This window comes from Actinoplanes sp. NPDC019969 (assembly GCF_055562375.1).
On the sequence record NZ_JBVHFK010000021.1, the window covers coordinates 67,873 to 90,090 of the forward strand.

Annotated in this window: 19 protein-coding genes and 1 pseudogene; 9 read left to right on the forward strand and 11 right to left on the reverse strand. The window is 71.0% G+C overall.

Features of this window, described 5'->3' with window-relative positions; genetic code table 11:
• Nucleotides 1-11: 11 nt before the first annotated feature.
• Both ACZ3II_RS40705 and ACZ3II_RS40710 read right to left on the reverse strand, forming a co-directional pair.
• A complete protein-coding gene (locus ACZ3II_RS40705; RefSeq protein ID WP_465525691.1) occupies nucleotides 12-881 on the reverse strand; it encodes a carbohydrate ABC transporter permease in 870 nt (289 codons plus the stop codon).
• Nucleotides 878-1,822: an ABC transporter permease gene (locus ACZ3II_RS40710; RefSeq protein ID WP_465525693.1), complete on the reverse strand. Its 945-nt coding sequence runs from the start codon at nucleotides 1,820-1,822 to the stop codon at nucleotides 878-880. The genes ACZ3II_RS40705 and ACZ3II_RS40710 overlap by 4 nt, the downstream gene beginning before the upstream one ends.
• Nucleotides 1,823-2,048: 226 nt before the next feature.
• Here ACZ3II_RS40710 and ACZ3II_RS40715 point away from each other — a divergent pair, with 226 nt between their 5' ends.
• From ACZ3II_RS40715 to ACZ3II_RS40725, 3 genes are read left to right on the forward strand one after another with little or no spacing between them, the layout of a single operon-like run.
• Nucleotides 2,049-3,086: a LacI family DNA-binding transcriptional regulator gene (locus ACZ3II_RS40715; RefSeq protein ID WP_465525695.1), complete on the forward strand. Its 1,038-nt coding sequence runs from the start codon at nucleotides 2,049-2,051 to the stop codon at nucleotides 3,084-3,086.
• Nucleotides 3,073-4,023 carry an acetylxylan esterase gene (locus tag ACZ3II_RS40720; protein WP_465525697.1) on the forward strand — a complete coding sequence of 317 codons (951 nt, stop codon included), beginning with the start codon at nucleotides 3,073-3,075 and terminating at the stop codon, nucleotides 4,021-4,023. Before ACZ3II_RS40715 ends, ACZ3II_RS40720 begins: the two co-directional genes overlap by 14 nt.
• Nucleotides 4,024-5,631, forward strand: a complete 1,608-nt coding sequence (locus ACZ3II_RS40725; RefSeq protein ID WP_465525699.1) for a methyl-accepting chemotaxis protein — start codon at nucleotides 4,024-4,026, stop codon at nucleotides 5,629-5,631.
• Nucleotides 5,632-5,652: 21 nt separating this feature from the next.
• Here ACZ3II_RS40725 and ACZ3II_RS40730 read toward each other — a convergent pair whose 3' ends face one another.
• The 3 genes from ACZ3II_RS40730 to ACZ3II_RS40740 form a co-directional block, all read right to left on the reverse strand.
• Nucleotides 5,653-5,940 carry a hypothetical protein gene (locus ACZ3II_RS40730; RefSeq protein WP_465525701.1) on the reverse strand — a complete coding sequence of 96 codons (288 nt, stop codon included), beginning with the start codon at nucleotides 5,938-5,940 and terminating at the stop codon, nucleotides 5,653-5,655.
• Between the two features lie 234 nt (nucleotides 5,941-6,174).
• Nucleotides 6,175-7,608, reverse strand: coding sequence for a flavin-containing monooxygenase (locus tag ACZ3II_RS40735; protein WP_465525702.1), 1,434 nt, complete (start codon nucleotides 7,606-7,608; stop codon nucleotides 6,175-6,177).
• 161 nt (nucleotides 7,609-7,769) lie between these two features.
• Entirely contained in the window at nucleotides 7,770-8,960 is a 1,191-nt protein-coding gene (locus ACZ3II_RS40740; RefSeq protein WP_465525704.1) for an MFS transporter, read from the reverse strand.
• Nucleotides 8,961-9,015: 55 nt separating this feature from the next.
• Between ACZ3II_RS40740 and ACZ3II_RS40745 the strand changes: the two genes are divergently transcribed.
• Together ACZ3II_RS40745 and ACZ3II_RS40750 are read left to right on the forward strand one after the other, a co-directional pair.
• On the forward strand, nucleotides 9,016-9,984 hold the full coding sequence (locus tag ACZ3II_RS40745; protein ID WP_465525706.1) for an ArsR/SmtB family transcription factor: 969 nt from the start codon (nucleotides 9,016-9,018) through the stop codon (nucleotides 9,982-9,984).
• 65 nt (nucleotides 9,985-10,049) lie between these two features.
• Nucleotides 10,050-10,709: a hypothetical protein gene (locus ACZ3II_RS40750; protein ID WP_465525708.1), complete on the forward strand. Its 660-nt coding sequence runs from the start codon at nucleotides 10,050-10,052 to the stop codon at nucleotides 10,707-10,709.
• Here the strand turns inward: ACZ3II_RS40750 and ACZ3II_RS40755 are convergent.
• From ACZ3II_RS40755 to ACZ3II_RS40770, 4 genes and pseudogenes are all read right to left on the reverse strand, one after another.
• On the reverse strand, nucleotides 10,706-11,554 hold the full coding sequence (locus ACZ3II_RS40755) for a phosphotransferase (RefSeq protein ID WP_465525709.1): 849 nt from the start codon (nucleotides 11,552-11,554) through the stop codon (nucleotides 10,706-10,708). The genes ACZ3II_RS40750 and ACZ3II_RS40755 overlap by 4 nt on opposite strands.
• A 22-nt stretch (nucleotides 11,555-11,576) precedes the next feature.
• Entirely contained in the window at nucleotides 11,577-11,951 is a 375-nt protein-coding gene (locus ACZ3II_RS40760) for a methyl-accepting chemotaxis protein (RefSeq protein ID WP_465525731.1), read from the reverse strand.
• A 132-nt stretch (nucleotides 11,952-12,083) separates the two neighbouring features.
• Nucleotides 12,084-13,130: pseudogene (locus ACZ3II_RS40765) on the reverse strand (GAF domain-containing protein); the annotation flags it as partial.
• Between the two features lie 146 nt (nucleotides 13,131-13,276).
• Complete coding sequence (locus ACZ3II_RS40770) at nucleotides 13,277-14,155, reverse strand: alpha/beta fold hydrolase (protein ID WP_465525711.1); 879 nt, start codon at nucleotides 14,153-14,155, stop codon at nucleotides 13,277-13,279.
• Between the two features lie 88 nt (nucleotides 14,156-14,243).
• Here ACZ3II_RS40770 and ACZ3II_RS40775 point away from each other — a divergent pair, with 88 nt between their 5' ends.
• The gene (locus ACZ3II_RS40775) at nucleotides 14,244-14,837 is read left to right on the forward strand and encodes a TetR/AcrR family transcriptional regulator (protein ID WP_465525713.1); all 594 of its coding nucleotides are present in this window, start codon (nucleotides 14,244-14,246) and stop codon (nucleotides 14,835-14,837) included.
• A 62-nt stretch (nucleotides 14,838-14,899) separates the two neighbouring features.
• Here the strand turns inward: ACZ3II_RS40775 and ACZ3II_RS40780 are convergent, their stop codons facing one another.
• On the reverse strand, nucleotides 14,900-17,737 hold the full coding sequence (locus ACZ3II_RS40780) for a S8 family serine peptidase (RefSeq protein ID WP_465525715.1): 2,838 nt from the start codon (nucleotides 17,735-17,737) through the stop codon (nucleotides 14,900-14,902).
• Between the two features lie 353 nt (nucleotides 17,738-18,090).
• Here ACZ3II_RS40780 and ACZ3II_RS40785 point away from each other — a divergent pair, with 353 nt between their 5' ends.
• The 3 genes from ACZ3II_RS40785 to ACZ3II_RS40795 all read left to right on the forward strand — a co-directional run bounded on the left by ACZ3II_RS40785 (nucleotide 18,091) and on the right by ACZ3II_RS40795 (nucleotide 21,190).
• Nucleotides 18,091-19,380, forward strand: coding sequence for a BNR repeat-containing protein (locus tag ACZ3II_RS40785; RefSeq protein ID WP_465525717.1), 1,290 nt, complete (start codon nucleotides 18,091-18,093; stop codon nucleotides 19,378-19,380).
• Nucleotides 19,381-19,443: 63 nt separating this feature from the next.
• Nucleotides 19,444-20,280 (forward strand): FAD binding domain-containing protein, encoded by an 837-nt coding sequence (locus tag ACZ3II_RS40790; protein WP_465525719.1) that lies wholly within the window; start codon nucleotides 19,444-19,446, stop codon nucleotides 20,278-20,280.
• 43 nt (nucleotides 20,281-20,323) lie between these two features.
• Nucleotides 20,324-21,190: a helix-turn-helix transcriptional regulator gene (locus ACZ3II_RS40795; RefSeq protein ID WP_465525721.1), complete on the forward strand. Its 867-nt coding sequence runs from the start codon at nucleotides 20,324-20,326 to the stop codon at nucleotides 21,188-21,190.
• Here ACZ3II_RS40795 and ACZ3II_RS40800 read toward each other — a convergent pair.
• The gene (locus tag ACZ3II_RS40800; RefSeq protein ID WP_465525723.1) at nucleotides 21,138-21,983 is read right to left on the reverse strand and encodes an NAD(P)H-binding protein; all 846 of its coding nucleotides are present in this window, start codon (nucleotides 21,981-21,983) and stop codon (nucleotides 21,138-21,140) included. The genes ACZ3II_RS40795 and ACZ3II_RS40800 overlap by 53 nt on opposite strands.
• Nucleotides 21,984-22,218 lie beyond the last annotated feature (235 nt).

Genomic DNA, 22,218 nt, shown 5'->3' on the forward strand with positions numbered 1-22,218 from the left:
GGGATTCGCTCCTAGCCTTTGACGGCGCCGAGCATGACGCCGGAGACGAAGAATCGCTGGATGAAGGGGTAGACGAGCATGATCGGCAGCATGATCAGGACGATCGTGACGGCCTGGATGTTCGCCGCGATCTGCAGCGCGGCCTCGCTGGTCGCGGTGTTGTCGGTGCCGCCGGTCGCGCCGGCGATCAGGTTCCGCAGATAGACGGTGACCGGGAACAGCTCCTGCCGGTCCATGTAGAGGAAGCCGGCGAACCACGAGTTCCAGAACGCCACCGCGTAGAACAGCAGCATCGTGGCGAGCACCGCCTTGGACAGCGGCAGCACGATCCGCAGCAGCGTGCCGTACGTGCCGGACCCGTCGACCGCCGCCGCCTCCTCGAGTTCCGGGGGCAGGCTCTCGAAGAACGCCTTCATGACGAGCAGGTTGAAGACGCTGATCGCGTTCGGCAGCACGATCGCCCACAGGGTGTTGCGCAGGCCGAGCGAGCTGACCAGCACGTAGTTGGGGATCAGGCCGCCGTTGAAGAACATCGTGAACACCGCGATGCCGACCAGCACGTTGCGGCCGCGCAGCTCGCGTTTCGACAGCACGTAGGCGTAGCAGGTGGTCAGCACGAGGGCGATGACGGTCGCCGCCACCGTGTAGACGACGGTGTTGCGATAGTTGGTCCAGAAGACCGGATCGGACATCACTTTCTGGTACGTGGTGAGGTTGAACCCCTTCGGCCACAGCACGACCTGGCCGGAGCGGATCTCGTGCTCCCCGCTGAACGACCGGGCGACGATGTTCACGAACGGGAACAGGGTCACCAGCACCACGCCGGCCAGCACCGCCGCGTTGACCACCTGGAACGCCCGGTAACTCCGGGTCTCGGTCACCACAGGCTCGTCCCGACCGTGCGGCGGGACAGGGTGTTCGCGCCGAGCACCAGGAACAGGCCGATCAGCGCCTCGAACAGGCCGATCGCGGCGGCGTAGCTGAAGCTGCCGGAGACGACGCCGACCCGGTACAGGTAGGTGGAGACGACGTCGGCGGTCTCGAAGGTGAGCGGGTTGTAGAGCAGCAGCACCTTCTCGAAGCCGACGGCCAGGAAGGTGCCGATGTTCAGGATCAGCAGCGTGATCATGGTGGGTGCGATGCCGGGCAGCGTCACGTGCCAGGTCTGCCGCCAGCGGTTCGCGCCGTCGACCTTCGCCTGGTCGTACAGGTCGGTGTCGATCGTGGTGAGCGCCGCGAGGTAGAGGATCGTGCCCCAGCCGACGGTCTGCCACACCTCCGACGACACGTAGATGGTGCGGAACCAGCCCGGCTCCTGGATGAACGCGACCGGGTCCCGCCCGAGCGCCTGCAGGCCCTGGTTGATCACGCCGTCCACCGCGACGGTCTGCAGGATCAGGCCGGCGACGACCACGATCGACAGGAAGTGCGGAAGGTACGAGACGGTCTGCACGAACCCCTTGAGCCAGCGGGTGCGCACCTCGTTGAGCAGCAGCGCGAGGATGATCGGCAGCGGGAAGCAGAACAGCAGGGTCAGCGCGCCGAGCACCGCCGTGTTGGTGAACACCTGCCAGAACGTGGGGTCGGCCAGGAACATCCTGAAGTACCGCAGGCCGACCCACTGCTCGCCGAAGAGATCACCGCCGGGCTGGTAGCGCCGGAACGCGATGACGTTCCCCAGCATCGGCAGATACCTGAAGATCAGGAAGAACAGCAGCGGGAGTACGGCCAGCGAGTACAGCTGCCAGTCCCGGCGCAGCGGCCGTCGCTTCCGCCGCAACGGCGGCGCGGAGGCCGGGGCGTCCTTCACCTCTGTGCTCAACGTGACAAACATGAATGTCTCGACCGTCCAGTTTCCGAAAGTTTCATCGATGGACCGGTATCTCTGGCGGCGAACGTAAGTCTGTTACGAATCCATGTCAAGGCTCCTCATCGCGCTCAGCTCATGATGATCGACAGTGGACTGCATCGATGTCCGGGCGGTATGGTCCGGAACTGATCGAACGAAAAGCCGGTCGCAACTACCGACAGGGGCGCGTGATGTTTCGATGACTTCCGACAGGCCCGGAAACCCCGCCACCATCGCGCTCATCGCCACCGAGGTCGGCGTGTCGGTCACGACCGTCTCCAAGGTGCTCAACGGCCGCTCCGACGTGGCCGCGCAGACCCGTGCCCGGGTCGAGGCCAGCCTCGCCGAGCACGGCTACCGCCGCCGCTCCCGCCGGCCGCCCGCCGTCACCGGCCACATCGACCTGGTGTTCCACGAGTTCGACGCGGCCTGGGCGATGGAGGTGCTGCGCGGCGTCGAGGCGGTCACCTCACCGGCCCGGGTCGAGCTGGTCATCTCCCAGCTCGACGGCAGCCACCGGCCACCCCGGCACTGGGCCGACGACGTGCTCGCCCGCAACCCGCTCGGTGTGCTGCTGGTGCTCTGCCATCCCACCGAGTCCCAGCGCCGGCAACTGCACCGGCAGCGGATCCCGTTCGTCGTGCTCGACACCGACAGCGCGACCGAGTCCTCGGTGCCGACCGTCGGCTCCAACAACTTCAACGGCGGCCTGCTCGCCACCCGGCACCTGCTCGACCTCGGCCACCGCCGGATCGCGGTGATCTCCGGCCCGGCCGACGTGCTGTGCAGCCGGGCCCGCGTCGCCGGTTACCGGTCGGCGCTCGACGAGGCGGGCCTGCCGGCCGAGCCGGACCTGATCCGTTACGGCCATTTCACCGGCGAGACCGGCTACCAGCACGGACTCGACCTGCTGGACGGCCCGGACCGGCCGACGGCGGTCTTCGCCGGTTCGGACATGCAGGCGCTGGGCGTGATCCGGGCGGCCCGGAGACTCGGGCTGCGGGTGCCGGCCGATCTGTCGGTCGTCGGGTACGACAACGTGGAGATGGCCGAGTGGTCGGCGACCCCGCTGACCACCGTCGACCAGCACGTCCAGGACATGGCGGGCACTGCCACGCGGATGCTGCTGGATCTGGCGCGCGGGGTGCCCGTACCGATGACCCGGATCGATCTCGTCACCGAACTCGTCGTCCGGGAGAGCACCGCGCGCTGGGAGCCCCGCGATGGAACCCGCTGACTTCGACGCCTTCTGGGCGGCCACGCTCGCCGCGCCCGACGGCCCGGTGCTGCTCGACGTCCGGCCCGTGCCGAACGACCTGGCCCTGCTGGACTGCTGGGACGTCACGTTCGCGGGGTTCGGCGGCCATCCGGTCCGCGCCTGGTACACCCGGCCCGCAGGGTGCCCCGGGCCGCTGCCGGCGATCGTGGAGTACGCCGGGTACGGCCGCGGCCGCGGCCTGCCGCAGGAGCGCCTGACCTGGCCGGCCGCCGGGTACGCCCACCTGCTCATGGACAACCGTGGCCAGGGCGATCAATACGGTTCCGGCGGGGACACCCCGGATCCGGGCGGGGTCGCGCTGGGCGGTCCGGGCCCGGTCACCCGGGGGATCCTCTCGCCGGACGACTACTACTACCGGCGCCTGATCACCGACGCCGTCCGGGCCGTCGCCGCGATCCGTGAGCTGCCCGGCGCCGATCCGGCCCGGGTCGCCGTGGTCGGCAACAGCCAGGGCGGGCTCCTCGCGCTCGCCGCCGCCGGGCTGATCCCGGATCTGGTTGCCGCGCTGGTGTCCGCGCCGTTCCTGTGCGACATCGAGCGCGGCGTCGACCTCGCCGGCGGCCCGCCGTACTCCGAGATCGCCGCCTACCTGGCCGTGCACCGGGACGCGGAGGACACGGTCCGGCGCACGCTGTCGTACGTCGACGGGGTGAGCTTCGCGCGCCGGGCCACCGCGCCCGGCCACTTCGGGATAGGACTGCGCGACACCGTCTGCCCGCCGGTCACCGGCCGGACCGCATACGAGGAGTACGGCGCCGCCGCCCCGGCCCGGCCGCCGCGGGTGAAGCACGAGTACCGGTTCAACGGGCACGAGCACGGCGAGGCGTACCACGTACGCCGTCAATTGCGCTGGCTGGCCGCTCAGGGACAGAGCCGCCCGGCCGATCTTTCTTAGGTGAACGCCGAGTCGGGGAACGGTGGCTGGTTCGCCGGCCTGAGCGTCAACGTGAAATTCCTCAGCGCCGTCGCGGTGGCCGCGCTGGTGGCGGTGGTTGTCGGCGTGCTCGGGCTGACCGCGCTGAGCCGGGCCGACGACGGCGCCCGGAAGATCTACAACGGCAACCTGGCCAGCGTGGCCGCGCTCGGCGACCTGAAGGCGTCGGTGCTGCAGACCCGGCTGACCATCACCAACCACGCGCTGTCCCGCGACGACGCCACCCAGGCGAAGTATCTGACCGCGCTGGCCGGCGACCAGGAGCAGGCGGAGGCGGCGTTCGCGGCCTACCGCGCCAGCGACCCCGCCGTCGAGTCCGCCGCGATCGACGAGCTGTACGCCGACTTCATGCAACTGGAGAAGACCGCCCGGGAGAAGCTGATCCCGGCCAGCCAGCGTGACGACGTCACCGGCTGGCAGAAGATCCGGGACGCCGAGATCTCCCCGCTGATGAGCGAGGCGATGCAGGACATCGCCGACATGACCGCCATCGAATCGGCTGACGCCGCGGCCACCGCGGCCGCCACCGCCGACGACTACAGCGGCAACCGGATCCTGATCCTGGTGATCCTGGTGCTCGGCCTGCTGCTGGCGCTGGGGCTGGCCGTCTTCATGGCCCGCGGCATCGTCCGCTCGCTGCACCGCGTCACCGGCGTCTGCGAGAGCCTCGCCGCCGGCGACCTCACCCACACCACCGGCCTGACCAGCAGCGACGAACCCGGCCGGATGGGCCGCGCGCTGGACACCGCGATCGCCAGCCTGCGCCGGACCGTCACCACCATCGGCGGCTCCGCCGTCGAACTGGCCGGCGCCTCCCGCGAACTCACCACCGTCAGCGCCGACCTCCAGGCCGGCGCGGCCGACGCCGCCGCCAAGGCCGGCACCGCCTCGCACGGATCCGAGCAGGTCAACGCCGGTGTGCAGTCGATCGCCGCCGGCGCCGAGCAGATGAGCGCGTCGATCACCGAGATCGCCAGCAGCGCCGGCCAGGCCGCGCAGGTCGCCCAGCAGGCGATGGCCGTCGCCCGCCGCACCACCGACCAGGTGGCCCAGCTCGGCGCGGCCAGCGCGGAGATCGGCGACGTGGTCAAGCTGATCACCAGCATCGCCGAGCAGACCAACCTGCTCGCCCTGAACGCCACCATCGAGGCGGCCCGCGCCGGGGAACTCGGCAAGGGCTTCGCCGTGGTGGCCGGCGAGGTCAAGGAACTCGCCCAGCAGACCGCCAAGGCCACCGACGAGATCACCAGCCGGATCGAGGCGATCCAGGCGTCCAGCGGCAGCGCGGCCGAGGCGATCGGCGAGATCACCGGCGTCATCCAGCAGATCAGCGACTACACCACGACGATCGCCTCGGCCGTCGAGGAGCAGACCGCCACCACCGCCGAGATGAGCCGGTCGGTCGCTGACACCGCCGCCAACAGCGGTGACGTCGCCGTCACCGTCTCCGGTGTCGCGGCGGTGGCCGGCGCGACCGCCGCGGGCGCGAACACCACCCAGCAGGCCGCCGCCGACCTGACCCGCCTGTCCGGCGAGCTCACCGCGCTGGTCGGCCAGTTCCGCCACTGACCGCGGGCGGGCTCAGGCTCGTCAAGCGACCAGGGCCCAGCCGTGCAGGCGGGTGGCGCGGGACCGGCGCGGGTAGCGCAGGGCGACGATCTCGAGGGCCCAGCGCATGCGGGGAACGGCCAGCTCCGGATGGTCGCCGTATTCGGCGGCGACGTCGCCGGCACATCCGCGGACGCCGCCGTGCGCGCGGACGGTGGCCCGGATCGCGTCGTCGACGACCTCGAAGGTCGGCCGGCTCCCGGTGGCCAGACCGGTGGTGAACAGGGCTTCCGCTCGGGCGGCGGTCAGTGCGGGGGTCGTGGCGTTCATGATGGCTCCTCCTTCGCGGGACGTGCTCGACGCTGTCTATTCGGGCCGGGTGGCCGTCTGGATGGGCTTCTCATCGCTGACGCTATGCCGGGGGTACGACACTTTTTCGCCGGCGCCTCTCAGAAGGGTGAACCCCGCCATACCTTGAATGGTTCAGGACCCCGGACGCTGGCAGCAATACGGGAGACACCCCAGAAGAACCGCGGGTTCTCCCCGAGCAACCCCAGAGGAGTCTCAGGAGAAGTGCAGCTCAGGATCGGTGACGCTGTCCGCGCGCAGCAGCTTCACGTCGGACTGATAGTTCATGGACGTTCGCCACGGCATCCGGTCGCCCTGCCGGGGCAGCCGGTCGACGGCCCGCGTGATGTAGCCGGCGCCGAAGTCCAGGAACGGCCGGGTCGGCATGGACGGGTCGGCGACCTCGGGACGGCAGACGGTGTGCCCGTGGGCGTCCATGTGGGCCAGCAGCCGGCAGAAGTGCTCGCAGAGCAGGCCGACCTTGAGCGTCCACGACGAGTTGGTGTAGCCGATGGCGTAGGCCAGGTTCGGCACACCGGACAGCATCATGCCCTTGTAGGCGACGGTGCCGGACAGGTCGACCGGGACGCCGTCGACGGTGATCGGGACCCCGCCGAACGCCTGCACGTTCAGGCCGGTGGCGGTCACGATGACGTCGGCGTCGATCTCCCGGCCGGATTCCAGGCGTACGCCCGACTCGGTGAACGTGGCGATCCGGTCGGTGACCACCGACGCCCGCCCGGAGCGGATCGCCCGGAACAGGTCGCCGTCGGGAACCGCGCACAACCGCTGGTCCCACGGCCCGTACGGCGGGTTGAAGTGCTCGTCGACCGGATACCCGGCGGGCAGCTGCTTGACGTTGACCCAGCGGATGACCTTGCGGGCCGCGGTGGGGAACCGCTGGCAGAACCACCAGATCGCCTTCTGCTGGGCGATGTTCTTGCGGCGGGTCCAGGCGTAGCCGCGCTCCGGGCCGAGCCGCTTCTTCAGCGCGTTGGCGATCACGTCCTTCTTCGGGACGGGCAGGATGTACGTGGGCGTCCGCTGCAGCATCGTCACGTGCCCCGCCGTCCGTGCCATCGCCGGGACCAGCGTGACAGCTGTCGCGCCGCTGCCGATCACCAGAACCCGCTTGCCCGCGTGGTCGAGGTCCTCCGGCCAGTGCTGCGGGTGCACGATCGGCCCGCCGAACCGCTCCCGGCCCGGAAAGTGCGGGGTGAAGCCCTCGTCGTACCGGTAGTAGCCGCTCGCTGAGAACAGCCAGCCGCAGGTCAGCGTGCCACCGTCGGCGAGGGTGACGGTCCACCGGGCCCGCGTCGACGACCAGGACGCGGCGACGACCCGGTGGTGGTAACGGATGTGCTGGTCGAGGCCGTTCTCGGTGGCGGTCTCACGCAGGTACGACAGGATCCGCGGCGCGTCCGCGATCGACTCCTCGTCCCGCCAGGGCTTGAACTCGTACCCGAAGGTGTGCAGATCCGAATCGGACCTGATGCCGGGATAGCGGAACAGGTCCCAGGTGCCGCCGGACGCGCCCCGCGCCTCCAGGATGGCGAAGCTCTTGCCCGGCAGCTCGGTCGTCAGGTAGCGCCCCGCGCCGATGCCGGAGATGCCGGCCCCGACGATCAGAACGTCGAAGTGCTCGCTCATCCTGCCATCCTGGGTGGCGTCACCGGCCTTGCGCTAGGACGGAGCGCACCAAGATCACTGACTGGTCGGCGCGGTCCGAAGACGGCGGTGAACGACTCCATCGGCGCATTGTCCCGGTGGAACGGCGGCAGCGCTGACCCGTGAGCCGTCGCTCAGGCAGGTTATGAGGCGGGCTTGACCGGCCTGAGCGACGGCCGGCGCTCGGTGCTCCCGGTGCGGCGGCGCACGGTGAGCAGGACGGTCACGGCGAGCACGGCGACCAGGCCGCAGACACCGTGCCAGCCGTACGCGGTGAAGCAGCGCACCCCCACCCACGACCCGAGCGCGCCACCGAGGTACGCGCAGGTCATGTACGCGGTGTTCAGGCGGCTCAGCCGTGCCCGCCCGAGAGCGTAGAACCGGACCTGGTTGCCGACCGTGCCGGACTGCATCGCCACGTCGAGGACCAGGGTGCCGGCGATCAGCCAGCCGATCCGGCCGTCGCCGAGGGCCAGCAGGGCCGCCGCGACCAGGACGGCGGCGGCACAGATCAGCGTCACCAGGTCGGGGCCGCGCCGGTCGGCCAGCCGCCCGGCGAACGGGATGACGACCACGGTCGCGACGTTGACCAGCGCGAGCAGGCCGACGGCGTGCCCGTCGTAGCCGTAGGACGGGCCGGTCAGCAGCAGCGCCACACACGTCCAGGTGGCGGAGAAACCGGCGAACACGGCCGCCTGACAGCCGGCCGACCGGCGCAGCAGCGGCTCCCGGAACAGCAGCCGCACCGGTTCGAGGAGCAGGGCGGGGTACGTCAGGCGGGTGCCGGGCTCGGTGCGCGGCACGACCCGGGCGGTCAGCGGCACGAGCGCGAGGGTCAGCAGACCGAACAGGAGGTACGGGGCCTGCCACCCGTACCACTCGGCGAGGTAGCCGCTGAACGTGCGGGACAGCAACATGCCGCCGGTGCCGCCGCTGAGCAGCAGGCCACCGGTGATGCCGCGGCGGTCCGGCGGCACCAGCGCGGCCACCATCGGGCCGACGATCGGCGCCACCACCGTGGCCGTGCCGATCAGCACGCCCAGGGCCACGAGCGGGCGCAGCGCCGGCATCAGGCTCGCGGTGATCAGCAGTGTGCCGGTCACCGTGAGCAGGGTGGTGAGCAGCCGGCGGTGCGGCAGCCGGTCGCCGAGCGGCACGAGCAGGAACAGCCCGGCCGCGTACCCGAACTGGGTCGCGGTGACCACCGCGGCCGCCGCGTCGCCGGAGACGTGCATGCCGGCCGCGATCGCCGGGCCGGTGGCCTGCGGGAAGTAGACGTTGCCGACCGCCACGCCGCAGACGGTCGCGAGGAGGAGAACCGCGCTCGATCTCATGGGGGAAGTCCAGCGCCTCGGCGGATCGGGGCGAATGGATTTAGGGTGGAGCTGAATGATCGAGTACGAGCTGAGCGCCGACGACCTGGCCGACACCCGCTTCGCGATCTCGCCGATCCAGGAGCTGGTGTTCAGCCTCTGGGCGCTGCGCGACCCCGGCCGCTACACCCTGCACCTGCCGTGGCGCCGGGCCGCGCTCGCCGCCGTCGGGGCCGATGACCTGCGGCTGCTGCTGGCGCTGGTCGGCGAGGCGCGCGGGCTGCCGGATTTCCTCACCCCGCGGCCGGACTTGTTCACGCCGTCCTTCGAGGAGGAGCTGACGGAGGTACGCCGGACCCCACCGGACATCGTCGCCCGCGACCTCGCGGCCACCCATCGGCCCGGCCCGGTCCCGGCGGTCCTGCGCACGGCCACGCTCCCCGATCTCGCCGCCGCGCTGGAGCGTTACTGGGCGGCGTCGATGAGGGAGTTCTGGCCCCGGATGCGCCTGGTGCTGGAGGCCGACACCACCTACCGGGCGCGGCGGCTCGCGGTCGGCGGCGCCCGCGCGCTCTTCGAGGACCTGCACCCGAACGTGACGTGGGATCAGGGGACGGTCCGCATCGACAAGATGATCGGCAGGCACCGGGTGCTGGCGGCCGGCCGGGGTCTCCTGCTGCTGCCGTCGGTCTTCGCCTACAAGCCGATCCCGCCGATGAGCCCGGACGAGCCGCCGTGGCTGTCCTACCCGGCCCGCGGCATCGCCGACCTGTGGCAGCCACCCGCGCCGGTTCTCCCCGGGACCCTGCCGGCGCTGGTCGGCGTACCCAAGGCTCGTCTTCTCGCTCTGCTCGCCGAGGAGCTGACCACCACCGACCTGGCCCGCCGTCTCGGTGTCACGCCGGGCGCGATCTCCCAGCACCTGCGGGTGCTGCACGGCAGCGGCCTGCTGATCCGGACCCGTGCCGGGCGCTCGGTGCTGTACCGCCGCAGCCCTCTCGGCGACCGCCTCACCGGCGCCGAACCAGGCGGCACGAATCCGTGATTCCGCGGGGACGCGGCTGGTCGAAGATCAATGGCGACGAACGAGTTCACGATGAGGGGAACGCCTTGCGCCACCGGAAGATCTACACCGTCGCTGCCGTCGCCGCCGTTGCCCTGACCCAGCAGGCCTGCTCCAGCAGCACCTCCTCCACGAAGCCCGCCGCGGCCCCCACGTCCGCCACCGCCACCGCCACCGCCACCACTGCTGCCCCCACCGCCTCCACGCCCTCGGCTGCGCCGACCAAGAGCAGGAGCAGTGGGGGTACGGCCACCGCCGGCGACCCGATCCTCGCGGGCAAACGGCAGGTCGTCATCAGGCCCGTGCAGAGCACCGAGTCGATCGTCGCTCTCGACAAGGGCCGTCTCACCACGATCGACGGCGAGGCCGACCACACCCTGTTCGTCCTGACACCGGCCAGCGGCAAGTACCTGATCAAGACCGCGAAGGTGGTGTCCGGCGGCGAGCCGCTCTGCCTGTACATCAAGACCAACGGCAGCAACCCGCTGACCGTCGCGGCCACGGCGTGCGACGCCGGCAAGGCCGACCAGCTGTTCACGATCGACCCCGTCCGGGGCAAGAACTACTCGATCGCCAACGGGGACGCGTTCCTGCAGCTCTCCCCGCAGTACGGGATCATCGCCCAGGAGCTCGGCGACGCCCCGCTGACGACCACCTTCACCTTCGTCGACAACGGCGCCTCGACCCTGCCGAAGCTCGGCGACTAGGCCATGGTCGCCAGGGCCTCGGCGATCATGCGGTGGCCCTGGGCCTCGAAATCGTCGATGCCGTGGAGGTACGCCCAGCAGGCGGTGCCGATGCCCTCCCGTAACAGGTTGCGACGGAAGGCGGCGGACTCGCGCGGGTCGGACCCGTACCCCTCGAAGAAAGCCTCTCCCAGGCTCGGATCGTCGCGGAAGTCCTGGACCTCGAGGCGGCCGAGATCGGTGTAGGCGGGCCGCAGCGCCGCCCGCCCGAAGTCGATGACACCGACCGTGCCGTCGTGACTGAGCCAGTTGCGGGGCTGCCAGTCACCGTGCGTCGGAACGACCGGGGTGGCCGGCTCCGGCCACGACCGGATCAGGGCCCGGAGCCGTTCCACGACGGGCGCGGCGATCCGGTGCGGCCCGTCCAGGGCTTTCCACGACTTGCCGTTCTCGCGGCGTTCGTAGTCGTCGGTGCCCGCGGCCTGGCCGTGCAGCAGCGCGAGCAGTTCGCCCGCCTGCCGGAACGTCTCCGGCTTCCGCTGCTCCTCGGTGTCCAGCACCAGATTCCCCGGCAGGTACGTGCAGACGAGGATCTTCGCCTTCTCGTCACCGTGCCGCATCACCGGCGTCCGCCCCCGGCTGGTCCACGGCGTCAGCCAGTGCCGATGGGCGGTGATCTCCCGCGCGATGTGGTGGTCGGTGTCCCCACCGGCCTTGACGATGAACCGCTCACCACCGTGGACCACCTCCAGAACCGTGGTCTCCACCACGCCCCAGCTGTGGTCCCGCAAGATCCGGGCCGACGGCAGCCACCGCTCCAGGAGCTGCCGTTGCACCGGCGAGAGTTGTTCTGCGCCACCCGTCACAGCTTCATTCTGCCGCTACCGGTCAGACGAGGATCGCGTCGGTGACAGCCACCTGTTCCTTGAGGACATCGCCGATCAGGTGCTGAGTCTGGTTGATCTCGTCGACGGCGGTGTGGATCTGGGCCAGCGAGGCGGTGACGGCCTCGACGGCGGCCTGGATGGCGATCACCTTGGCGTGGACCTCATCGGTGGCCCGTTCGGTCTCGGTGGACAGCTCCTTGACCTCGCCGGCGACCACCGCGAAGCCCTTGCCGGACTCGCCGGCCCGGGCCGCCTCGATCGTGGCGTTGAGTGCCAGCAGCTTGGTCTGCGCCGCGATGGTCTGGATGTCGCGGACCACGTTGTTGATCTCAGCACTGGCCCGGCCCAGTGCCGCCACGTGCTCGTTGGCCTCCATGGCCAGTCGCTCGCCACGCGCGGCCACGCTCGAGGCCGAGCTGACGTTGCGTTCCACCTCGCCGATGGAGTCCAGCAACTCCCGGCCGGCGCTGTGCAGCTGTTCGGTCGACACGAAGCGCTCCAGCGCCTGCCCGACGAGGAAGGCGGTGTTGCGCAGCGCGCTCTCCCGGCCGGGGTACATGACCAGGGTGCGGGTGGCGAAGAAGTCCATCGTGCCGACGATGCGGCCACCGACCTTGATCGGCAGGCACACCCCGGACTTCACACCCACCGCCTGGGCGGCCGGGCGCCGTACACAGTCGGTCAGCTCGCCGAGGTCCTCGACGAAGACCAGGTCGCCCCGGTCCCACGTGCGGCCGGACAGGCCGACCCCGCGAGCGAACGACGCGGACATCGTGACCTCCCGGAACTGCGCGCCCGCGTCACCTGACTCCAGGGCGAACCGCAGCACCTGAGCCTGCTCGTCCAGGTGCCAGAAGGAGCCGTACTGCCAGTCGAACTCCTTGCGGATGGTCTCCAGCGCGCAGCGCAGCGCCTCGTCCCGGCTACCGGCCTGGGTCATCTGGCGGATGACCGTGGAGACGGCCTCGGTGTCCTGCGCCGCCTTCTCCTGCCGGCCCGCCTCGCGCAGGCGCATCAGCGCCCCGGAGATCAGCACGCCGATCGCCCGCAGGACCGCCAACCGGTTGTCCGAGGGGTGCATCTCGGCGGTGGCGAAGAAGTCCATGGTGCCCACGACGGCGCCGTTCTCGATGACGGGGAAGCAGATTCCGCTGCGGACCCCGGCCCGGGTCGCGGCGGGCGCCCGCACACAGTCGCTCACGTCGGCGAGGTTGCGGACGAAGACCAGGTCACGGGTGCGCCAGGCCCGGCCGGACAGGCCCACGCCCTCGGCGAAGGAGGCCTGCAACGTCACCGCCCGGAACTCGTCGTTGACGGTGCCGCTCTCCTGGGCGAAGCGCAGCGTGCGGGTGGTGTTGTCCAGCTGCCAGTACGAGCTGTATTCCCAGCCGAAGCGTTCGCGGACCAGCCGCAGCGCCGTCCTGATCGCCTCCTCCGGAGTGGCTGCCTTCTCCATCGCCCGCACGATCTCGGTGACCGCCTGCACATCGGTGCCGGCCTCGCTGAGCTCGCCGTGCAGCTTCGAGATGGTCTGGGTGCTCCGCCCGCCGAACATTCACGCCCTTCCCGGGAACACTCCCTGCGCCCCTCGTGTCTACCGTCGGGCCGGGCCGGGCTGCCTTGAGGCCGGCAACCTTTCGGCAACGCTGTGCCGAAAGGTCGGTGCAATCCGCTCGCAACCGGCCCGGGCCCGGCTCGGCGTCACCGGCTGAGCCCGGCGGGACGGGGCATGCGGGCGATCACGTCGTCCCAGATCTCCTCCGGCCAGTCGTGGCCGACGCCGGGATATTCGATGAACGCGGCGCCGGGGATCTGGGCGGCCAGGTCACGGCCCGCGCTCGGTTTCAGCATCGGATCCTCGGCGCCGGCGATGACCAGCGTGGGCGCGGTGATGCGGGAGAGCGGCGGCAGTTTCACGGCGCGGCCGGCGGCCAGGTGCCGCTGGGTGGTGCGGGGGTCCCGGGGCGCCCGCTGGTGGCTGAGCGTCGCCGCCTCGCGGACCCACTGCTCCGGGAACGGATAGCCGGGGGAGGCCTGCGCCCGGTACATCGCGACCAGGTTGTCGATCTCCTGTTCCGGTGTGGTCGCCTTCGGCAGGTTGCGCAGCTCGCGGTAGATGCCGAACTTGAGGTAGCGCAGGATCTGCAGGACGCCCGCGGTGGCCGGGCTGCTCATGCCCAGCGTCAGGCCGCGCACCCGCTCGGGATGCTGCAACGCCATGGCCTGCGGGATCGCCGACGCGCCACCGAAGACGTGCGCGCTCCTCCAGCCGAGCGCGTCCATCACGGCCAGACCGTCACCGACCATGTCGGTCATCGTGTAGAGCGGGCGGGTGCGGCCCAGCAGCGCCTTCCACGGGCTGCCGCCGGCCGGCTCCGGGTAGTGCGTGGACAGTCCGGTGTCCCGGTTGTCGTACCGCGCGACGTGGTAGCCCGCCTGGACCAGGCGCTCGCAGAACGCGTCGGGCCACCAGACCATCTGATAGTCCAGCCCCAGAACCAGCAGCAGCGGCTCACCGCCGGTCCCGAACGTCTCGTAGGCGATCCTGGCGTCACCGTTGACGGCGTACTCGATGCCCATCGCTGTCTCCCATCTTTTTCATGCACTCGCATGATAACGAGGGATCGGGCTCGGTCGCAATGCGAGCGCATGAGATAAATTCGGGGGCATGCCGAAAGTGGTCGACCATGAAGAGCGCCGCCGTGTCCTGGCCGAAGCGGTCTTCGCCGTCATCGGCGCCCGCGGGTTCGAGGCGGTCAGCCTGCGTGACGTCGCCGAGCAGGCCGGTTTCTCGATGGGCACCGTGCAGCACTACTTCCCGGCCAAGCAGCAGATGCTGATGTTCGCGCTGTCGCACATGCGCGCCCGGGTGAACGCGCGCCTGCAGGCCACCCTCGCCGCCCTGCACGAGCCGACCCGCCGTGAGCTGGTCCGCGCCGCCACCGCGGTGATGCTGCCGGTCGACGCGCCCGGCCGGGAGGAGGCCTGCGTGAACGTCGCCTTCTACGCCGCGGCGACCGTCACCCCGGAGTACGCCCAGCAGCTCCGCGACGGCTACAGCCGCATCCTGACGGTGTCCGTCGCCGGGTTCCGGGAGGCCGCCCGCCTCGGCGAACTCCGCGACGGCATCGACCCGGACGTGGAGGCGCCCGCCCTCTACTGGCTGTCGCAGGGGCTGGTCGGCCCGATCCTGATCGGCCTCTACCAGCCGTCCGAGGCCCTGGCCCTGGTCGACGCCCAGCTCGACCGCGTGTTCCGCTAGCCCGCAGAACAGCGTGTGGACTTCGGGCGCGCATAGCGCCCGAAGTCCACACGCTCTCGGGGTTACGCCGGCTCGAAGCCGGTGGCGTGCAGGGAGAAGGAGCGGATGGAGCCGGTGTCGGAGTTGGCGCCGTCGGTCACGTGCAGCGTCCACGTGCCGTCGACCGGAGCGGACCGCAGCGAGGTCAGTGATCCGTCCGGCCGCCACGTGCCGGTGTACGGCGCGCCCGACGAGGTCACCGACGAGAACGCCGCCGTGGCCGCGTCGTCGAAGATCACCTGGCACAGGTTGTTGCCGCCGCCGCCGTCCCGGCTGAACAGGGCGATGGACCTGCCGTCCGGTGCGGTCAGGGTGGCGGTCAGGTCACCGACCCAGGAGTGGTCGATGCCGACGGTGGTCGAGCCCTGGACCGCGCTGCACTCGGTGCCGTCGACGGAGAAGGTCAGCGACGAGGCGTACCCGACGCCGCTGACGTCCACGCTGGCGGACGCGCCGGCCACGTCGTTGTCCGGGATCGGGACGACCGGGCCGGTGTAGGCGAAGTCCCGTACCGTCGTGGACACCTGGCCGACCGGCACGAGCAGTTCGGTGGCGGTCGGGGACAGGATGCCGGCGAACGTGACGCGCACCGACAGCTTCACCGGCCGGCCGAGCGGATACCCGGCGTCCAGCTTGAGCGTGTAGTCCCGCGACTTGGTGGCGCCGGCGGCGATGGCGCCGTACGAGCGGGCCCGCGGCGTCACCGTCACCCCCGGGTCGGCCGACTCCACCACCACGTTGACGCCGGTGGCCGTGCCGTCGCCGACGTTCTCGGCGGGCACGGACACCGTCGCGTTCTCACCCGGCTCCAGATAGGCGTCGCCGTCGCCGGTGACCGGGGTGACCGTCGGCGTGCCGGCCCGGACCAGCGGCTGCGGGGTGGCGCCGGTGTTGCGCAGCACCAGGTCGGCGCGGATCACGCCGTACCCGGTGCGGTTGTCGTACTCGGCCGGGGCCAGGTCCAGCGCGGTGCCGGTGAGCGCGGCCCGGATCTCGGCGCCGGTGGTGCCCGGGTTGCCGGAGAGGACCAGACCGGCGATCGCGGCGGCGTGCGGTGCGGCGGCGGACGTACCGTAGAAGGTCTCGAAATCGGGGACCGTCGTGGACACGCCGTCGGCCGCGGTGATCTGCGGTTTGGCGCGGACCTTCCCGCCGGTGGAGGAGAAGTTGCCCGGGGTGATCGGGGTGCCGTCGGCGTTGAAGAACACCCGCCGCGGACCGTCCGAGGTGAAGCGTTCCGGCTTGGACTGCCTGGTGAAGACGTTCGGGTACGGCCCGGTCGGGTTCTCCGGGTCGCCGGTCTCCAGAGCGAACGGCAACGGCGTGGCCGCGGGCGCCGCCGCCACCGAGAACGCCTGCTCGGCCGAGTTGTGGCCGCGGGTCACGCCGGGTGTGGAGAAGCCCTTGAGCCCGTCCGCCGAGTCGGCGAACCGGCCGCGGAACACCGACAGCTGGAGGTACCGGTTCGCGCCCGCGAACTTCACCACGGCGAGCCTCTGACCGCTGCCGGCCCCGGTCTGCAGGGCCTCCCACGGGTCGTCGTCGCCGTCCTGGGTGTCCTGCGAGAAGGTCGTGACGTCACCGGCAGAGTTGAACAGGTACAGGTCGTAGTCGTTGGCCGACCCGAGCAGCGGATCCGCCCACCACAGGGTGGTGACCCGGCCGGCGCTGTTCGGCGACAGCGGGTTGAACACCTGCACGCCCGCGCCCGGGTCGAAGTCGTGCGCGTCCCCGGCGAACTTGCCGACGCCCCGGCCGGAGCCGGTGAAGTCGCCCTCCCAGTTGCCGGACGTGCCGTCGATGGTGTTGCCCTCGTTGCCGGCCGAGCTGAAGTAGAACGCGCCGTCCGCGGTGACCGCGTTGACCGCCTGCGCCGGGAGCCCGTCCTGGAAGGGGCTCTCGTGGTAGTAGACGACGTCGTCGACGATGATGTCGCAATCGCCGGTGAACCGCAGCGCGCGAATGTTCTCCGCGAAGCTCGCCTCACTGGTGAACGCGGTCGCGAAGCCGAGTTCCGCCTTCGGCGCGAGGTCGTGGATGATCTCCAGCATCGCGGTGCCCTCGTCGCCGGAGCCCTCCTGGCCCGGCAGCACGTCGACGGCCGGCAGGTCACCGGTGGCCTGCGAGGCGGCCAGGGAGTCCACGCCGTCGGACAGGGCGCAGATCTTGACCCCGACGCCGGTCACCTTGTACCTGGTCCGGGCGGTGTCGGCGGCGTGCGCACGGTCTCCTTCGGAGACGGCGGCGCCCTGGGTGGGCGCGGCGGTCGCGGTCGCCTTGGCTTGCGCCTGCTTCTGAGCCTGCTGTACGGCGGACTCGATCCGTGCGGCCTTCGCCTCCTTCGTGTCCGCTTCCGGGCGTTTCCGCGGATCCGTCTCGTGGCTGCTGATCCGCCCGGTCTTGAGGCTGACCTCGGCCACGTCGCTCCACCCGGCGATCGTCGGGAGCGCGGTCAGCGGCGCCTCGACGAGGACCGTGTCCTTGGACGCGTGCCGGATCCCGGCGCCGGTCCCGCGCAGGCGGTTCACCAGATCGTCGGTGACCTTGCCCGCCCGTACCGCCACCTCGGTCTTCCCGGCGGCCGAGACCTGGACGCCGGTGGAGAGCTTCGGCAGCGTGTTCGCCGCCACCTTGCCGTCACGTCTGCGCAGCTCGATCGCGAGCCGGCTGTCGAGTTTGCGCTCGGCCGGTGTCAGCGACTTCTTGAGCTGCTGGAGCGCGGCGATCTGCGCGTACGCGCGGTCGGCCGGGTTCGCCGGGGCCTGCGCGGCCGCCCCCGGGGCCGCGAGCGCCACCACGGTGGCCCCGATCGTGGCGATCGTCGCCGACCGCCGGAGGTTACGTCTGCCTGAGATCTTCAATGCCCGTCCCCCAACTGACATCTATCGATTCGATGCTCGTGGATATTAGTCGGGTGGCGATCAAATCCGACACCCTCGATCGACGGTGCGGATCATCACTGCATTGCTATCTATCGACCACCGTGGGTGATCGCCGGCGGGTGGTGAGAGGTGGGCCCGCGCCTGGAACGTCACGCACCGTGCCCGGTGCCGCGTGAACGGATGAAAGGGATGACCTTGGCCTTTCGGCCTTACCGCCCGAGCGTGGGCGGTTTGGCCCGGCTGGTTCTCATGGCTGTCTCAGCGGGCCCGAGGCGGCCATGAGAACCGGCCGGGGTTTGCGGCGACCGGCATTGAATTGTTTCACTACGGGCATGCGCATCGATGCCCCCGGCAGTGTCGCCTCCCATCCGGCACTGGACGTGCCGCCGGCACCGGTGGAGGAGACGGTGGTCGGCCGGTGCTGGGCCGGGATGTACGTCGGCCAGGCCCTGCTCGTCACCCCGGACCGGCGGTACGTCGCCTACTACGACCCGGAGCGGGTGCTGTGCGCCGCCCAGGAGACGGGCGACGGCTGGACCACGAAACGGCTGGACACCCGGCTGGGCTGGGACTCGCACAACCACGTGGTCGCGGCGGTCGCGGCGGACGGTTCGCTGCACGTGGCCGGCAACATGCACAACGACCCGCTGACCTACTTCACCAGTACGGACGGCGACGTGGCCGGGCTGCGGCGGGTGACGACCATGACCGGCCCGGCGACCGAGCGCTCGGTGACGTACCCGCAGTTCCTCACCACCGCCGACGGGACGCTGCACTTCACCTACCGGGACGGCGGTTCGGGGCGGGGCTCGACGTACGGCACCGTGTACGACCCCGCCACCCGGGCCTGGCGCCGGGCGCTGCCGACGCCGCTGTTCGACGGCGGCACGGCGTTCAGCGCGTACCACCAAGGGCCCGTCGCCGGACCGGACGGGCGCTTCCACCTGTGCTGGGTGTGGCGGGCGACTCCGGACGCGGCCACCTGCAGCCTGCTCACCTACGCCCGCAGCACCGACCTGGTGCACTGGGAGACCGCGTCCGGGCAGCCGCTGCCGACACCGTTCCGGCACGGCGGCGGCGACGTCGTCGAGGCCACCCCCGAGGGCGGCGGCCTGCTCAACGGCAACGCGAGACTCGGGTTCGACCATGCCGGCCGGGTCCAGATCCTGTTCCACCGCTACGACCACCAGGGCCATTCCCAGTTGTACGTGGCCCGCCCGGCCGTCACCGGCTGGACGGTCCGGCAGATCACCGCCTGGACCGGGCGCTGGGACATCGGCGGTCACGGCACGCTCGTCTTCGAAGTGGACGTGCGCGGCACCCGGCTGCTGCCCGGCCGGCTGCTCGGCCACGAGGCACGGGTGCACGGCGAGACGTGGACCGTGGTGACCGGTGACGACCTGACCCCGGTCGCGCATGTCCGGGGCGGGGCAGCGGAACCCGTACGCGGCAATCATCCCGGTCTGGAAGTGAACATCGAGCCGTCCGGAACCCCGGGACACGCGTTGCGCTGGGAGAGTCTGCCGAGCAACCGGGACCGTCCCCGGGACGAGTGGCCGATCGGGGGATCCGAGCTCTCGATCGTCACCTGGAAGGGTGGCATTCTCCCCGTTTCACATTGATCCGGCTGACAATGTGACGGCCTGCCGGTCCTCGACGCCGGCCCGAAAAGTGGAGGGTCCTCGATGAACCCGACGACGGTGGAGTACGTCGCCGCGAACAGTGTCGACGAGGTGCTCGCCGCCCTCGCCGACGGCGACACCGCGGTGCTCGCCGGCGGGCAGAGTCTCATCCTGGAGATGACCAGCGCGAACACCCCACCCCGGCGGGTCGTCGACATCAACTTCGTGGACGGGCTGGACACCCTCGACGCCGGCGGCGGCACGCTACGGGTCGGGCCGCTGGTCCGGCACCGGGCGTTCGAGGCACCGACCGTCGGCGGGCCGCTCGGCGACCTGATGCGCGCCGTCGTCTGCCACATCGGGCATCCGCCGGTCCGGGCGCGCGGCACGATGCTCGGCAGCCTCGCCCACGCCAACCCGGCGGGTGAGTGGCCGGCCCTCGCGGTCACGATCGGCGCGCAGATGGTGCTTGTCGGGCCACGCGGGATGCGTACGGTGCCGGCCGAGCAGTTCTTCACCGGGCCGTTCACGACCGCACGCCAACCGGACGAACTGCTCGTCGAGGTCTGCCTGCCGGTGCTGCCGCCGGGCACCGGCACCGGCTACGCCGAGGACCGCCGGACCACGATCTACCCGCAGGCGGCCGCGATGGCGGCGATCACCGTGACCGGTGGCCTGGTCAGCGCCGCGTCGATCGGCCTGGTCAACGCCGGCCCGTGCCCGGTGCGGCTGCGCGCGGCCGAACGGATCCTGCTCGGCTCGGACCTGTCCGACGCCGCGATCAACGCGGCCGCCGCGGAACTGCCGTTCACCGGAGACACCCCGCAGCGGCGCGCGTTCACCACCCTGACCCGCCGCGCCCTGACCCAGGCCCGCAAGAAGCTCACCGGGATGTATTAGCAGTACATCCCTCATTCTCGCGGGGCGACGTACGGTCGGGGATGTGGACAACCGAGCCGAAGTGCGGGACTTCCTCACCACCCGCCGCGCCAAGATCAGCCCCGAGCGGGCCGGGCTGCCCGCCGGTGGCCAGCGCCGGGTCAAAGGGCTGCGCCGCAGCGAGGTCGCCGCGCTCGCCGGGATGAGCGTGGAGTACTACGCGAAGCTCGAACGCGGCTCGCTCGCCGGGGTGTCCGCCGGCGTGCTCGACGCCATCGCCCGCGCCCTGCAGCTCGACGAGGCCGAACGCGCCCACCTGGTCAGCCTGGCCCACGAGGCGAACGGCAGCAACGCGGTGCTGCGGGCCGGCCGCCGCCCGAAACCGTGGGCGCTGCGGCCCAGCCTGCGCTGGACGGTCGAGGCGATCACCAGCCCCGCGATCGTCACCAACGGCCGCCAGGATCTGCTGGCCACCAACCACATCGCCCGGGCGATGTACAGCGACCTGTTCGCCGACCCCGACACCACGCCGAACTTCGCCCGGTTCGCCTTCCTGGACGGCGCGGCCCACCGCTTCTACCCGGACTGGAACCTGGCCGCCGACATGACCGTGGCGAACATCCGCACCGCCGCCGGCCGGGACCCGCACGACAAGGGCCTGCACGATCTGGTCGGCGAGCTGTCGACCCGCAGCGACGACTTCCGGCGCCGGTGGGGCTCGCACAACGTGCGCACCCACGCGACCGGGGTGAAGCACTTCCGGCACCACGTCGCCGGCGATCTGACGCTGGCCTGGGAGAGCCTGGACCTGCGGGCCGAGCCCGGCCTGACCCTGGTGATCTACACCGCCGAGCCGGGCTCGCCGACCGCCGAGTCGCTCAGCCTGCTGGCGTCGTGGTCGCCGCAACACACTCTCGAAGGGTCACGCTGATCGGGGTGGCGCAGACGTGCCGCCGGTCGCCGTGCGGTTCCAGGATTCCCCGGTTCGCAGCGTCGTACAACTCGACGAGTTCGGCGGCGAGCAGCGGCGGGACACCCGCGTCGGTGAGCGCGCCCAGCCACGCCGGCTGGGGGAGAGGCACTACTTCGAGCGTACGGCCGAGCACCTCGCCCAACTCCGCGGCGACCTCCCGCTCGGTGTATTCGGGCGCCTCCAGATCGACGACCTCGCTCTTCTCCGGCGGGCTGATCAGGGCCGCGGCCGCCACCGCGCCGATGTCCCGGGTCGCCACCATCGGCACCGGCACGTCGGCCTCGCCGAACACCGGGTAGACGCCCGCGCCGAGAATGTCCTCGACCTTCTCCTGGAAGTGCGGGGACCGGATCGCGGTGACCACGGCGCCGGTGTCGCGCAGCCGGTTCTCCAGGTGGTGCAGCCAGCGGACCGGCCCGTTCCCCCCGGCCAGGTCGGCCCCGAGTGACGACAGCATCACCACGTGCGGCACGCCGCTGTCCGCGACCGCCGCCGCGATGGTGTCCGCCAGTTCCCGGTGTGCCGCGTCACCACCGTCCGGCAGCGTCGGCAGCATCACGAACGCCCCGTCACACCCGTGCAGCGCCGCGGCCAGGGCGGTCCGGTCGGTGAAGTCGGCGACCGCCGTCCCGGGGTGGCCCGCACCCTTGCGAGGGTCGCGGACGACCGCACGGTACGGAACGTTCGCCTCGCGCAGGACCCGTGCGGTCGCTCCGCCGACGTGCCCGGTGACTCCGGTGATCGCGTACATCTGCCGTCTCCTTCGACTGGTTTCTCGGTGTGTCCCCAGTCAAGCGGCGACGGCCGGGACGATCCATGGCTCAAACGAGCGCGAACATGTTCAATCGTCCACGTCGAGAGTCACCCCTCACCCCAGGCGGCGTCCCCGCCGGTCACGTCCACGGAAGTGGTGTATGAACCGGACTTCCGGGACAAAGAGGCGGCCACCGCAGATCCTTCGGATTGTCTAGATCACGAAGGGGAGA

Bases quoted from the DNA above. Each gene is read 5' to 3' on its own strand.
- ACZ3II_RS40775 (WP_465525713.1), top strand. From the start codon at position 14,244: ATGCCGAAAGTGGTCGACCATGAAGAGCGCCGCCGTGTCCTGGCCGAA.
- ACZ3II_RS40720 (WP_465525697.1), top strand. From the start codon at position 3,073: ATGGAACCCGCTGACTTCGACGCCTTCTGGGCGGCCACGCTCGCCGCG.
- ACZ3II_RS40790 (WP_465525719.1), top strand. From the start codon at position 19,444: ATGAACCCGACGACGGTGGAGTACGTCGCCGCGAACAGTGTCGACGAG.
- ACZ3II_RS40740 (WP_465525704.1), bottom strand. From the start codon at position 8,960: ATGAGATCGAGCGCGGTTCTCCTCCTCGCGACCGTCTGCGGCGTGGCG.
- ACZ3II_RS40745 (WP_465525706.1), top strand. From the start codon at position 9,016: ATGATCGAGTACGAGCTGAGCGCCGACGACCTGGCCGACACCCGCTTC.
- ACZ3II_RS40770 (WP_465525711.1), bottom strand. From the start codon at position 14,155: ATGGGCATCGAGTACGCCGTCAACGGTGACGCCAGGATCGCCTACGAG.
- ACZ3II_RS40715 (WP_465525695.1), top strand. From the start codon at position 2,049: ATGACTTCCGACAGGCCCGGAAACCCCGCCACCATCGCGCTCATCGCC.
- ACZ3II_RS40760 (WP_465525731.1), bottom strand. From the start codon at position 11,951: ATGGAGGCCAACGAGCACGTGGCGGCACTGGGCCGGGCCAGTGCTGAG.
- ACZ3II_RS40800 (WP_465525723.1), bottom strand. From the start codon at position 21,983: ATGTACGCGATCACCGGAGTCACCGGGCACGTCGGCGGAGCGACCGCA.
- ACZ3II_RS40735 (WP_465525702.1), bottom strand. From the start codon at position 7,608: ATGAGCGAGCACTTCGACGTTCTGATCGTCGGGGCCGGCATCTCCGGC.
- ACZ3II_RS40730 (WP_465525701.1), bottom strand. From the start codon at position 5,940: ATGAACGCCACGACCCCCGCACTGACCGCCGCCCGAGCGGAAGCCCTG.
- ACZ3II_RS40785 (WP_465525717.1), top strand. From the start codon at position 18,091: ATGCGCATCGATGCCCCCGGCAGTGTCGCCTCCCATCCGGCACTGGAC.